Origin of the sequence: Aquabacter sediminis (genome assembly GCF_028863665.1) — a bacterium.
Lineage (GTDB): Bacteria > Pseudomonadota > Alphaproteobacteria > Rhizobiales > Xanthobacteraceae > L1I39.
In genome coordinates, this window is the sequence record NZ_JARBFX010000006.1 from 88,502 (window position 1) to 102,277 (window position 13,776).

The 13,776-nt window shown below is 66.3% G+C and carries 10 protein-coding genes; 3 read left to right on the forward strand and 7 right to left on the reverse strand.

The window, feature by feature from the left end; all coding sequences use genetic code 11:
- Positions 1-89: 89 nt before the first annotated feature.
- Genes PV781_RS13915 through PV781_RS13930 form a run of 4 tightly spaced genes read right to left on the reverse strand, consistent with a single transcriptional unit; the run spans position 90 to position 3,562 of the window.
- Positions 90-620: a winged helix DNA-binding protein gene (locus PV781_RS13915; RefSeq protein ID WP_274776232.1), complete on the reverse strand. Its 531-nt coding sequence runs from the start codon at positions 618-620 to the stop codon at positions 90-92.
- 59 nt (positions 621-679) lie between these two features.
- Positions 680-1,663, reverse strand: a complete 984-nt coding sequence (locus PV781_RS13920) for a TRAP transporter substrate-binding protein (protein ID WP_274776233.1) — start codon at positions 1,661-1,663, stop codon at positions 680-682.
- A gap of 34 nt (positions 1,664-1,697) precedes the next feature.
- A complete protein-coding gene (locus tag PV781_RS13925; protein ID WP_274776234.1) occupies positions 1,698-3,011 on the reverse strand; it encodes a TRAP transporter large permease in 1,314 nt (437 codons plus the stop codon).
- A gap of 2 nt (positions 3,012-3,013) precedes the next feature.
- On the reverse strand, positions 3,014-3,562 hold the full coding sequence (locus PV781_RS13930) for a TRAP transporter small permease (RefSeq protein ID WP_274776235.1): 549 nt from the start codon (positions 3,560-3,562) through the stop codon (positions 3,014-3,016).
- 539 nt (positions 3,563-4,101) lie between these two features.
- On the opposite strand from PV781_RS13930, the gene PV781_RS13935 reads away from it, so the two are divergent.
- Positions 4,102-7,752, forward strand: a complete 3,651-nt coding sequence (locus PV781_RS13935; protein ID WP_274776236.1) for a hydantoinase B/oxoprolinase family protein — start codon at positions 4,102-4,104, stop codon at positions 7,750-7,752.
- Between the two features lie 258 nt (positions 7,753-8,010).
- On the opposite strand, the gene PV781_RS13940 is transcribed toward PV781_RS13935, so the two are convergent.
- A complete protein-coding gene (locus PV781_RS13940; RefSeq protein ID WP_274776237.1) occupies positions 8,011-9,117 on the reverse strand; it encodes a DUF2778 domain-containing protein in 1,107 nt (368 codons plus the stop codon).
- 339 nt (positions 9,118-9,456) lie between these two features.
- Positions 9,457-10,611 carry a hypothetical protein gene (locus PV781_RS13945; protein ID WP_274776238.1) on the reverse strand — a complete coding sequence of 385 codons (1,155 nt, stop codon included), beginning with the start codon at positions 10,609-10,611 and terminating at the stop codon, positions 9,457-9,459.
- A gap of 69 nt (positions 10,612-10,680) precedes the next feature.
- Here PV781_RS13945 and PV781_RS13950 point away from each other — a divergent pair, with 69 nt between their 5' ends.
- Entirely contained in the window at positions 10,681-11,379 is a 699-nt protein-coding gene (locus tag PV781_RS13950) for a TIGR00266 family protein (RefSeq protein ID WP_274776239.1), read from the forward strand.
- 21 nt (positions 11,380-11,400) lie between these two features.
- Here PV781_RS13950 and PV781_RS13955 read toward each other — a convergent pair whose 3' ends face one another.
- Positions 11,401-12,330 (reverse strand): histone deacetylase family protein, encoded by a 930-nt coding sequence (locus PV781_RS13955; RefSeq protein ID WP_274776240.1) that lies wholly within the window; start codon positions 12,328-12,330, stop codon positions 11,401-11,403.
- Between the two features lie 178 nt (positions 12,331-12,508).
- Here PV781_RS13955 and PV781_RS13960 point away from each other — a divergent pair, with 178 nt between their 5' ends.
- Positions 12,509-13,537, forward strand: coding sequence for an LLM class flavin-dependent oxidoreductase (locus PV781_RS13960; RefSeq protein ID WP_274776241.1), 1,029 nt, complete (start codon positions 12,509-12,511; stop codon positions 13,535-13,537).
- Positions 13,538-13,776 lie beyond the last annotated feature (239 nt).

Genomic DNA, 13,776 nt, shown 5'->3' on the forward strand with positions numbered 1-13,776 from the left:
GCGCATCGGGCGGAAATACCGAAATCGGCCAAGTCCCGCAGGCCAGATGCGGGCGCGGACGCAGGTTTGCGAGGGGAAGCGGAGGCGGCCTAAAGGCTCGCCGCGGCGCGGGCCGCCTGGTCATAGTGGCCGGAGAGCGCGCGCAGTACAGCGGCCACTTCCGACAGCTTTTCGGCCGAGATGCCGGTGGCCGCCACGGTCGGGGTCAGCAGCGCTTCACGAACTTCGCGGTAGCGCCCGCACGCCTTGCGTCCGGCCTCGGTGGCGGAGAGGGTCTTCTCCTTGCCGCGGCGTCCGGCGGCGACCAGGCCGAGGCTCTGCAATTTCTTGGCGGCATAGGTGACGAGGTGGGTGTCCTCCACGTCGAGGACGAGGCACAGGTCCGCAATGGTCTTCGGCCGCTGGCGGTGCACCACATGATGGAGCACGAGGACATCGAGAGCGGAGAGGTCCGGGACCCCGGCAGCGGCCATGCAGCGGATCATCCAGCGCTGATAGGCATGGCTGATCATGTTGAGCCCGAATTCGAGCTCGGAGAGCGCCGGCAGAGCGCCGTCTGCCAGATGGGCCGAGGAGACGATGGACCCCAGGGAAGAGGTCGACAGCTTCGGTTCCGACATGGACAGGCACCACTTTCGGCAGAAAAGACCGGGCGGCCTTTCAGCCGCCCGGCGCTTTATCACTTCTTGAAGGCCTCGACGATGGCCTGGCCATCCGGCCCGGCCTTCTTCAGCCAGTCGGCGGTCAGCTGCTCGCCAATCTTCTGGAAGCCGGCCTTCAGCTCGGGCGAAGGCGGCTCAACCTTCATGCCATGAGACTTGAGCTGCTCCATGTACCACTTGGACTTCTCGATGGACGTCTGCCAGCCCCGCTCCTCGGCGGCGGCAGCCGCCTTGAGCACGGCTTCCTGGGTGGGCTTGTCGAGGGCGTCGAAGGCGGCCTTGTTCACGAAGACGAGGTTCTTCGGCAGCCAGGCCTGGACGTCGTAGAAATAGGGGATGCTCTCCCAGATCTTCACATCATAGCCGGTGGCGGCGGAGGTGATGAGGGCGGTCACCACGCCGGTGGCCAGTGCCTGGGCCAGTTCCGCCTGCTGCACGGTGACCGGCTGGGCGCCGATCATCTCGCCAATGCGGGAGGTGCCGGGATTATAAGCGCGCCACTTGGCACCCTTCAGGTCTGCGAGCGAGTTCACCGGGTTCTTGGAGAAAATGCCCTGCGGGGGCCACGGCACCGCATAGAGCACCATCAGGCCCTGGGAGGCGAGCTTCTTTTCCACCGCCGGCCGGGACAGCTTCCACAGCTTCTTGGAATCCTCGTAGGAGGTGGCCAGGAAGGGCACCACGTCGATGCCGAAGATGGGATCTTCGTTCTCGTGGATGGACATGATGACTTCGCCGGCCTGGGCCTGGCCGGTCGCCACCGCGCGCTTGATCTCCGGCGCCTTGAAGAGCGAGGCGTTGGGATGGAGCGTGATGATCAGCTTGCCGCCGGACGCAGCTTCCACGTCCTTGGAGAATTGGGCGAGGTTCTCGGTGTGGAAATTGTCGGCCGGATAGGCGGACGGCAGGTTCCACTTGGTCTGGGCCGCCGCAGGTCCGGCGGCGAGAGCGGCAAGGCCCGCGACGGCGAGCGCCGGGGCGAGGAAACGTTTAAGCGCCATAGTCTGTCCCTCTCGTGTTTGGCTTGCGACGTAATCAGCCCGGGAAGACCCAGCGCGGGAGCGCCAGGACGATGCCGGGGAACACCGTGATGATGGCAAGTGCCACATTGAGCAGGATGAAGAAGGGCAAGGCCGCCCTCGAAACGGCAAGCGTATCGCGGCCGCTCATGCTCTGCAGCACAAAGAGGTTGAAGCCCACAGGCGGCGTGATCTGGGCCATCTCCACGAGAATGACCAGGAAGACGCCGAACCAGACCAGATCGAACCCGGCCTGCTGGACCATGGGCAGGACGATGACGGCGGTGAGCACGATCATCGAGATGCCATCCACGAGGCAGCCGAGGATGATGTACATGATGGCCAGGGCGAAGGCGAGCATGTAGGGGCTCAGCTGCATGCCGTTCACCCAGGCCGCAAGGGCCGCCGGAATGCCGGTATAGGCCATGGCCGCCGTGGTGAAGGCCGCACCGGCAATGATCAGCATGATCATGCAGCTGAGACGGGTCGCGCTCATGATGCTCTCGATGAGCGTACGCCAGGTCAGCGTCCGGCTCCAGAGGGCCAGCAGGAGAGAGCCCAGCACGCCCCAGGCCGCGCATTCCGTGGCGGTGGCGATGCCCAGGATGAGCGACAGGAACACGCCGGTGATGAGCAGCAGGCACGGCAGCAGCTTGGCCGACTGCCGCATCTTCTCCCCGAAAGTCATGATCGGGTCGCGGGGCGGGGTCTTCTTCGGGTTGAGCAGCGACCACAGCGCGATGTAGCCGCTATAGAGCACCATGACCAAGGCGCCAGGGATGAAACCCGCCAGGAAGACCTGCAGCACGGAGACGTTGGCCGTCACCGCATAGACAACCATGGGAATGGAGGGTGGGATGAGCAGGCCAAGGGTACCCGAGCCGGCGAGCGAGCCCAGAGCCAGCCCCTTGTCGTAGCCGCGCTTGTCCAATTCCGGCAAGGCGATCTTGCCGATGGTGGCGCAGGTGGCCGCCGAGGAGCCGGAGACGGCAGCGAAGATGCCGCACCCCACCACGTTCACATGCAGCAGGCGGCCGGGCAGCCACTGCAGCCAAGGCGCGAGGCCGCGGAACATTTCCTCCGATAGCTTCGTCCGGAACAGGATCTCGCCCATCCAGATGAAGAGCGGCAGGGCCGCGAGCGTCCAGGAGGCGCTGGCGCTCCAGACGGTGGTGGCGAGCACCTGGCTGATGGGCACCGGCGTCGTCAGCACCATGGCGGCGAGGCCCACCAAGGCAAGGCCGATGGCGATCCAAACGCCCGAACCCAGAACCAGGATCAGAAGGACGAGCAGAAGGGCGGAGAGTTGAACGAGATCAAGAGAGGGCATGGTCAGACACCTCCCCCGGACGCGACGCGCTCCACCAGTTCCTCAGGCGAGGTGACCGGCTCCTTCTCATAGCGCGGGCTGTTGCCGCGCAGGACGAAGATGAGCTCGTCCAGCATGGCGATGGCCAGCACGGTCAATCCGGTGGCAAAGCCCATCTGCGGGATCCACAACGGGATGGCGATGACTCCCTGCGAGACATCGTTGAAGCGATAGGAATCGTAGGCCAGCTGGATCGCGCTGCGGGCGAAATAGGTGACGAAGGCGAAGCCCACCACCAGGCAGAACAGCTCCAGATAGCGCCGCGCCGGGCCCTTGAGGCGCTCCAGCACGAGCCCGACCCGGATCATCTCGCCATATTTGAACGTGTGAGCGAGGCCCAGAAAGGCCATGGCTGCCATGGACCAGGACGTGAAGTCATCGCCGGCGGGAATGTTGATGCCGAATTCCCGGCCAGCGGAAAGGGCGATCATCAGCAGAAAGATCACCACCAGGAAGCAGCCCGCTAGGATGCCGGACAGAAGGTAGAGGCCATCGAGCAGCTTCCGGATCATCGGCGAGGCCCCGTGATCGGAGGAAGCGCTTTGCCCACACGAGAGCGCGCACGCGCCCAGGTCCGCCATCGCGGGCGGAAGCGGTTCACTGTCATCTGTTCCCCTCGATTGGCGCCCTTGCGGCGGCGCTCTGTAGGCTGATGTTGGCGGGACATCGAATTTTCGTCAACAAAATGTTGACGTTTTTTTCGATGCATGACTTCATTCCGTCCACGCTCACGGATTGGGCGCAAGGAAAAGTCTGAACGACCGACTCTTGCCTCCCTTACGTCCGCGAAGCTGCATCGGCACCGTGCGCCAGCCGGACCGAGAAGATGAAATTCTAATTTGACCGTCATTCATACCCTTTTTGACATGAATGACGGACAGACGACGGTGCGGGCTTTCGCTCGGCCTTGGCAGGGGCGCGCCCGGCAGGTGGCGTGAGCCTGCACGGCCGTCGAATGGTCCCATAGGACGCAGGTTATTTCCGGATTGGCCGCGTGAAAAGACGGTGATCCTTTCCGGCGCAGCCGGACAAGACAGAGGTGGACAATCAGATGACGACGCGCACGGGTGAGGCAGAAGCCGCCGGAACCAAGGGCACTTGGGAGTTCTGGATCGACCGCGGCGGCACCTTCACCGACATTGTCGGCCGCAAGCCCGATGGCACTCTGGTGGCGCACAAGGTGCTCTCCGAAAATCCCGAGGCCTATCGCGACGCCGCTGTGCATGGCATCCGCGAACTTCTCGGCCTCGCCCCCGGCGCGCCCATTCCGGCGGGCCTCGTCTCCGCCGTGAAGATGGGCACCACGGTCGCCACCAACGCCCTGCTGGAGCGCAAGGGCGACCGCACGCTGCTCGTCACCACCCGCGGCTTCCGCGACGCCTTGCGCATCGGCTACCAGGCCCGTCCGAAGATTTTCGCCAAGAAGATCGTGCTGCCGGACATGCTGTTCGAGCAGGTGGTGGAGGTGGACGAGCGCATCCGCGCGGACGGGACTGTGGAGGAGGTGCCGGACCTCGCCAAGGTGCGTGCGGCGCTTGAAACCGCGAAGGCCGATGGCATCCAGGCGGTGGCAGTGGCCTTCATGCACGCCTATCGCTACCCCGCCCACGAGGCAATGGTTGCGGGGCTGGCCCGCGAGGTGGGCTTCCCCCAGGTGTCCGCCTCCCATGAGGTCTCGCCGCTCATCAAGCTGGTGGGGCGCGGCGACACCACGGTGGCCGATGCCTACCTCTCCCCCATCCTGCGCCGCTACGTGGCCCAGGTGGCCGAGGAGCTGGGCACGGGCGAAGAGGCGGAAACCATCCGCCTCATGTTCATGATGTCCTCCGGCGGCCTGACTGCAGCCGATCTGTTCCAGGGCAAGGATGCGCTCCTGTCCGGCCCCGCCGGCGGTGTCGTGGGCGCGTCCGAGACCGGCCAGATTGCCGGGCTCGACCGCATCATCGGCTTCGACATGGGCGGCACCTCTACGGATGTGTGCCATTTCGACGGCGAGCTGGAGCGGGCCTTCGACACGGAAGTGGCCGGTGTGCGCATCCGCGCGCCCATGATGCGCATCCACACGGTGGCGGCGGGGGGCGGCTCCATCCTGCATTATGACGGCGCCCGCTTCCGCGTCGGCCCGGACAGTGCAGGCGCCAATCCCGGCCCCGCCTGCTATCGCCGCGGCGGCCCGCTGGCGGTGACCGACGCCAATGTGATGCTGGGCAAGCTGATCCCGGACTTCTTCCCCAAGATCTTCGGCCCCGGGCAGGACTCGCCGCTGGACGCCGGGGCAGTGCGCGCCAAGTTCGAGGCCATGGCGGCCGAGATTGGTGATGGCCGCTCGCCCGAGGCGGTGGCTGACGGCTTCGTCACCATCGCAGTGGAGAACATGGCCAATGCCATCAAGAAGATCTCGGTGGAGCGCGGATATGACGTGACGCGCTATGCCCTGTCCTGCTTCGGCGGCGCCGGCGGGCAGCATGCCTGCCTCGTGGCTGACGCGCTGGGGATGCGCAAGGTGCACATCCATCCCTTCTCGGGGCTGCTGTCGGCCTATGGCATGGGCCTTGCGGCCATCCGGGCCCTGCGCACCAAGGCGGTGGGCGAACGCCTGGTGCCGGAGGCACTGGCCGGCCTTGCGACTTTGCGCGACGCGCTGGCGGCCGAGACCCAGGCCGAACTGAAGGGCCAGGGCGTGAGCGAGGCGGCCACCGACACCGAGACCAAGCTACATTTGCGCTATGAGGGCACCGACACGGCGATCCCCGTGGCGCTCGCGGACCTTGAGGCCATGGTCGCCGACTTCGAGGCGCGCCATCGCGCCCAGTTCGGCTTCGTCTCTCCCGAGAAGCAGATCGTGGTGGAGGCGATGGAGGTGCAGTCTTCTGGCGGTGGCGCGGGCATCGTGGAGCCTGACCAGCCCTTGTCCGAAGGCGCGCCGGAGCCTTGCCGCACCACGCGCTTCTACTCCGGCGGCGCCTGGCACGAGGCGCCCGTTGTCCTGCGCGCCGCCTTCAAGCCCGGCATGGTGCTGAACGGGCCGGCCATCGTCATCGAACCCAACCAGACCGTGGTGGTGGAAGATGGCTGGAGCGCCGAGGTGACCGCCAAGAACCACCTTATGCTCACCCGCACCGCCGTGCTGAAGCGCGCCGAGGCGGTGGGCACCCATGCGGACCCGGTGATGTTGGAGGTGTTCAACAACCTCTTCATGTCGATCGCCGAGCAGATGGGCGTGACGCTCCAGAACACCGCCTATTCGGTGAACATCAAGGAGCGCCTGGACTTCTCCTGCGCCGTTTTCTCAGGCAAGGGCGAACTGGTGGCCAATGCCCCCCACATGCCGGTGCATCTGGGCTCCATGGACCGGTCCGTGGAAACCGTCATCCGCGAGAATGCCGGCGCCATCCGCCCGGGCGACGTGTTCGCTTTGAATGCCCCCTATAATGGCGGTACCCATCTGCCGGACATCACGGTTGTCACCCCTGTGTTCGACGATGAGGGCAAGGAGTTGCTCTTCTGGGTGGCCTCCCGTGGCCATCATGCGGACGTGGGCGGCGTGGCCCCCGGCTCCATGAGCCCGCGGGCCACCACCATCGACGAGGAAGGCGTCTATATCGACAACTTCAAGCTGGTGGACCAGGGCCGGTTCCGGGAGAAGGAACTGGTGGATCTGCTCACCGGCGCCAAGTATCCCGCCCGGAATCCCGTGCAGAACGTGGCCGACCTGAAGGCCCAGATCGCCGCCAATGAAAAGGGCGTGCGCGAACTGAAGAAGATGATCGACACGTTCGGCCTCGACGTGGTCACGGCCTATATGGGCCACGTCCAGGACAATGCGGACGAAAGCGTGCGCCGCGTTCTGGATCGGCTCGCCGACAGTTCCTTCAGCTATGAGATGGACCAAGGCACCGTCATCAAGGTGAAGATCACGGTCGACAAGGCGACGCGCACCGCCAAGGTGGACTTCACAGGCACATCGCCGCAGCAGGGCAACAACTTCAACGCCCCCGAGCCTGTCACCCGCGCCGCGGTGCTCTATGTCTTCCGCGTCATGGTGGAGGACGAGATCCCCATGAATGCCGGTTGCCTGCGCCCCATCGAGATCGTGGTTCCCAAGGGCTCCATGCTCTCGCCGGTCTACCCGGCGGCGGTGGTGGCGGGCAATGTGGAGACCTCCCAGGCGGTCACCAATTGCCTGTTCGGAGCGCTCAAGGCCATGGCGGCCTCGCAAGGCACCATGAACAACCTCACCTTCGGCAACGACCAGGTGCAGTATTACGAGACCATCTGCTCAGGCTCGCCCGCAGGTCCCGGATTCGACGGCACGGATGCGGTCCATGTGCACATGACCAATTCCCGCCTGACCGACCCGGAAATCCTGGAGAGCCGCTTCCCGGTGTTGCTGGAAGACTTCCATGTGCGTGCCGGCTCCGGCGGAAAGGGACGCTGGACGGCGGGATCGGGGACCTATCGCCGGATCCGCTTCCTGGAGCGGATGGACTGCGCCCTCCTCTCCTCCCACCGCCGGGTGCGGCCCTTCGGTGGCGATGGCGGCGAGCCCGGGCTGGTGGGCGAAGGCTTCGTGCGCCGCAATGACGGCTCGTTCGACACCCTGCAAGGGTGCGACCAGACCGTTCTTGAAGCGGGCGAGGCGGTGATCGTCATCACGCCCACCGCTGGCGGCTATGGCGATCCGGCCCTTCGCGAAGAGTGAGCCAATGCCCGGGCGCGATACTGTCGCGCCCGGGCCTTCTCGGCGGAGCCGCCTGGCGCGGGAGAGCCTCGACGGCACCGGTGTGACTGGCAGGCGTGTGGCGGCAGCCCATTAGCAGGCGGGCCGCGCAAAGCCGGTGCGCTCGCAGATGATCCGGACCTTGCACAGCCACGGATGAGAGAGGGGAAGGCCCACTTTATGGGCGCGCCCGATTCCCTGACGACCCCTCAGGTGCCGTGGACAGCGAGCCCGATCGCCCTATTTGTTGCTGGCGCTGTTGCCATTTCCGGCCAGCCAGGCCAGCAGCGGATTGTCCGGGGTGCGGCCGGGCGCGTTGGGCACGCTTTCCACCACCACCACCTTGGTCACCTCACCGCGCTTATAGGCGGCCAGGAACTTGTCATAGTCCTTGAACGAGATGCAGCCGTTGGAATCGCCGCGCGGTCCCATCAGGTAGGAATGGGTGAGAAACCCGTCGCGCCCATACATCTTGCCCTCGCCCACCGGCCGCATGCGCAGCGCTTCCACGCCATGGAACAGGCGCTCCCGCATGGTCAGTGTGTAGACGTTAGGAGGGGTGGGCCCGATCATGCGGGTCGAGACGTAGGACAGGTTGTCCATGCCATCCCCGTAGCCCGAATGGGCTTCCAGCCGCTCGCCATTGGGCATGTAGACGGTCTGGCCCTTGATGTCATAGACGGCAAACTTGTCGCCGGGCTGGGGCAAGGCGATAGAGCGCTCGCCGGGCTTGGCGGGAGCAGGCTCCAGGGTGGCCGGCACTTCGGCGGGCGCCGGCAGGGCGGCAATACGCGGCGTTGCGGGCGCAGTCTCCCCGCTCGCCAGCGGATTGCGCTGCGGCATGGGCACAGAGGCCAGCCGCTCGCGGCTTTCGACCATCGCGCTGGCATCATCCGCCTGACCACGCGCCGCACCCAGCGGATTGGCCGTGGGCAAGGGGACGGAGCGGACCACATCCACACGCGAACCGGGGGCCGGTGCGGGAGCAGGCACGGTCGCCACCACCTTGCGACTGCCGCCGGCAATGGGGTTGGGGTCGTAGAGCCAGCTTGGCAAGGTGAAGAGGGTGGTGCGCACGGGCTCCATGGCCACGTCCGGCGGAATTTCTTCGTCGCTCGCGGCTTCCGCCGCCAATTGAGCAGCGCGCTCGGCAAGCGCCTTCTCGTCGAACACAGGCTCCGCAGTGCGGGTGAAGCCACCCACCGCCCAGGCGGCGACAACAGCAACAGCCGCCAGGCTCGCCACAGCCACGAGTGCGGTGCCTCCCACGCGCACAAAGGCATTCGCGCGCGGGGCGACGTAGGGCTCGTCGTAGGCGTCTTCGTCGTTCCAGGCCGTGTAGGTCATGATCCCCACTGCTCAGTCCGCACGGACGTGGGAGAGGCAGAAGCCATTGCCCAAGTCACACACGGCATCACCGTGGCGCATCGCCCGGAAACGGGTGCGCCTGTCCAAAGGCTCTCCGGAAAATCTTTCGATTTCCCTTCCGTCACGTCCCGCAATCCGACACCCAAGCAGACGCACGAGGCGGCGCAGCGTGATGGAACCCCACAGTCCAATTGGGACTTTATGCATTTTGTGACGCCTTCGGCAAGCGCGACGCGCCGACGCGCGGCAGAGCGCGCGCTGGAACATGCGCCGCCCAAGCTTTGAAAAGCAGTCACCGCACGCTTCACTGAACGCCCCTCACTGGGAGGTCGCGCGCGGCACACGCAGGCGGAAGCCGGCATACCCGCCATCGGCATCGAACAGATAGTCGAAGCGGTTGAGAAGCCGCACCGAGGTGTTCACGAAGGTCTCCCCACCCGAGCGGGGGACCAGGATGACGCGCGCCGGCGCGACCGAATCGCCCGCGTCGCCAACCGCGAAGGCGTAAGAGGGTCCTTTGCCCTCTCCCAGAAGGTCCACCTTTAGCCGCGCGCCTTGCGGCAAGGCGGGCTTGCCGTCGGGCGCTTGCGTCGTCTGGCCCTCCAGCTGGGGCGGCGGAAGGGTGAGATACATGGCGTCCACCCCCGTATCCACCAGCACGGTTCCGCAGGCGGGGGGCTGGCGATCGTTGAGGGAGAGGCAGGCCTGAATGGGCGCCCAGTCCGGCACGGTGGCGCTCTTTACCAGCTTGGCGAAGGTGAAGCCCCTGGCTCCCTCCGCGGTCAGTCCCACCTGGATGCCTTGCTTGGTCACCACATAGCCGCGGCGCATGGCCCCTGGCGCATCGGGTGTGCCCATGGCGGGCAAATTGAGCAGGGGATTCCTGTCCGGCGTGCCATCGGACTGCCGGTCCTTCTCCCGCGCAAACCCGATTCCCACCATCGCCACATGGGTGGGATGGGTGGTCACCCGGCAGTTGCGGGCCGTCTTCAGGCAATCGATGCGACGCACCGCAAGCACGGGGATCGGCCGGCTGGTGACTTGCGCTCCATTGGGACCCGACAAGGTGACGGGCGCGAGCACCCAGTCGCCCCGCATTATCCGTCCAGAGCTGGTGTAGGTGAGGGTTCCCGGCCCGAGCGTCTTCAGTTGCGACAGATTGGGGATCGACCGGGCTGCGATGACGACACCGGTGGAACCGGTGTCCAGCACCGCCCGCATGACTGGCCCGCCCGCGGAAAGCCCGACCATCGGTGGACGCGTGATGGGGGCGGAGGCGAGCGGCGCATTCAGGTAGGGCAGGAACACGCTCTGGGTGCTGCCCGAGAGGTCCGGCTGAGCATCGCCCGCCCGCGCGAGGGTCGACATGGCCGCTGCTAGGATGAGCGCCAGGCCGGCCGCACCGCCAAGCCGGCGACCCCGGTGCACCTCCGGGCGGGCCGAAAGCTGAAGCTTCATAGTGGCATACCGCATTTCAAGAGGCTTGCTCCCGCGCCCGGCTGATCGCACTGTGCATCTCCCTGACCCAGGATCATGGCAATCATGCGCACGGAAATCACTGGAACCACGCTTCCCGTCCTTCAGGTCACGCTCAAGCCAGGCGAGACGCTCATCGCCGAGACGGATCGCATGTCCTGGATGACGCCCAACATCGCGCTCAACACCACGACGGCCACCGGCGGTTCGGGGGGCTTCTTCGGGGCGCTCGGCCGCGCGGTGGCGGGCGGCGGGCTGTTCATGACGGAGTTCACCGCCGAGGGAAGCGAAGGCTTGGTGGCCTTTGCCGCAACCATTCCAGGCAACATCCTGGAAGTGCCGATCTCGCCGGGACGGGGCTATTTCATGCATCGCCACGGTTTTCTCGCCGGTGCCCATGGCCTTTCCGTCGCCATCGGCTTCCAGCAGAGCCTCGGCTCCGGCCTGTTTGGCGGCGAGGGCTTCATTCTCCAGAAGGTCACCGGCGAGGGCCCGGCCTTCGTGGAGCTGGGCGGCGAGATGATCTCCTACACGCTGGAGCCGGGGCAGAGCCTCTTGGTTCATCCCGGTCATGTGGGCATGTTCGAGGAGAGTGTGAACTTCGAGATCACCATGATGCGCGGCGTGCGCAACGTGCTTTTCGGCGGCGACGGTCTGTTCCTGGCGCAGCTCACCGGGCCAGGCAAGGTCTGGCTCCAGTCCCTGACCGCGCCCAAGCTCGCGCATGCCTTGCGGCCCTATCTGCCGAGCGGCGAACACCGCTGAGCGCAACGGCCGGCGCCGCCCTCAGCCGTGCATGAGGGCGGTGACGTGGGCCGCGGCGGAGCTGGCGAGGCCCTCCAGGTCATAGCCGCCTTCCAGAATGGAGACGACGCGGCCGTCCGCATGCTTGTCGGCGATGTCCATCAGGCGGCGGGTAGCCCAGCCGAAATCCGTGTCCACCAGCCGCAGCGAGGCCAGAGGGTCGCGCACATGGGCATCGAAGCCCGCGGAGATGATGATCAGCTCCGGGCCGAAGGCGTCGAGACGCGGAAGGATGCGGCTTTCCATCGCCTCCTTGAACTTGGCCCCGTCATCGCCGGAGCGCAGCGGGGCATTGACGATGGTGTTTGCCGCCCCGGTCTCGCTGACCGCGCCCGTGCCGGGATAAAGCGGCATCTCGTGGGTGGAGCAATAAAGGACGGTGTCGTCGGCCCAGAAGATTTCCTGGGTGCCATTGCCGTGGTGCACGTCGAAATCCACCACCGCCACGCGCCCGAGGCCATGCACGGATTGGGCGTGACGGGCAGCGATGGCGGCTTGGTTGAGCAGGCAGAAGCCCATGGGCCGCCGCGTCTCGCAATGATGGCCCGGCGGACGCATGGCGACGAAGGCGTTGTTGACTTTGCGCGCGACCACCTCGTCCACCGCATAGCAGGCCCCGCCCACGGCCCGCATCACCGCCTCCCAGCTGCCGGGGGAGAGGACCGTGTCGGAATCGATGCGCACCACGCCATCGGCGGGAACGGCTTCCGCCATGGCATCCACGAAATCGGACGGGTGCACGCGGATCACATCGTCCCGCTCGCCCAAGGGTGCGCTCTCGCGCAGCAAGGTGGCGAATTTTTCCTGCTCGAAAATGCGGTCCAGCGCCCGAAGCCGATCGGCCCGCTCCGGGTGGCCGGGCGGCGTGGCGTGGAGGAGGCCAGCGGGGTGCGTGATCAGAAGCGTGGACATCGGCGTTTCCGCCCTCTCTTAAGGAGGTTTCTCTTGTGACATACCATATCCCAGGAACCAGGGAACGGTTTTGAGGTGGCTCAAGGCCCCAAGGTCGCCCCCTGGCCTTACGGATCCGGGGCGGCACGTCGCCGATTGTCTGCTATAGGCACACCGCCACGAACCGGAGGAACCGCCCGTGCCCGCTCTCGAACTCGGCCTCGACACCTTCGGTGACGTCACCCACGGCGCGGACGGCACACCCAAGCCCCACGCGCAGGTGATCCGGGACGTGGTGGAAGAGGCCGTGCTGGCGGACGAGACCGGCATCGACTTCATCGGCCTCGGCGAACATCATCGCGACGACTTCGCCATCTCGGCGCCCGACGTGGTGCTGGCAGCCATTGCCGCCCGCACCCGCCGGATCCGGCTCGGCTCGGCGGTGACCGTGCTATCCTCCGACGACCCTATCAGGGTCTACCAGCGCTTTTCGACGGTGGATGCCCTCTCCAATGGCCGTGCAGAGGTGATCCTGGGACGGGGCTCCTTTACGGAGAGCTTCCCTCTCTTTGGCTTCGCCCTGCGGGACTATGAGACCCTGTTCGCCGAAAAGCTCGACCTGTTCGTCGCGCTGCTCGGCAACGGCCCGGTCAGCTGGGAAGGCTCCATCCGCTCGCCGCTGAAGGACCAGAAGGTCTTCCCACCCATTGAACGCGGAAACCTGAAGACCTGGATCGGGGTCGGCGGCACCCCGGAATCCGTGGTGCGGGCCGCCCATTATGGACTGCCCTTGATGCTGGCCATCATCGGCGGCGCCCCCGCCCGCTTCCGCCCCTATGCGGACCTCTACCGCCGCGCTCTCGCGGAGACCGGCAAGGCCGCCTTGCCCATCGGCGTGCACTCGCCGGGCTACGTGGCGGATACGGACGAGGCCGCACGTGACGAGGTCTTCGGCCCCTACAAGGCCATGCGCGACCGGATCGGCGCCGATCGGGGTTGGCCGCCCATGGGCCGCGACGAGTTCGAGCGCGAGGTCACCCACGGGTCCCTCTATGTGGGCGCGCCCGAGACGGTCGCACGAAAGATCGCCGCGACAGCCGCGGCGCTGGGGATCGATCGGTTCGACCTGAAATATAGTGGCGGCCCCATTCCCCACGGCCGCCTCATGCGCTGCGTGGAACTCTACGGGACAAAGGTGATCCCGCTGGTGCGCGACATGCTCGCCTGATCCCGCTCGATTTCCTTAAGCCGCGATCAACCATAGCGGCGAAGACCGGTGCGGCGGCAGGCGAGGTTCCGCCTGCCGGCAGGCCGTGCCGAGCCCTCACGGCCATGCATTTCTCCGTCGCCCGGTCGCGGCCACTCCCCACGCAAACGTGAGCCCCCGGCGCATCGACAGCGGGAACGGCAACGCCCATGTCGCATTGCACTTTCGCCCGGGCCAAAGCCCGGGAGCAAGGAGGACAC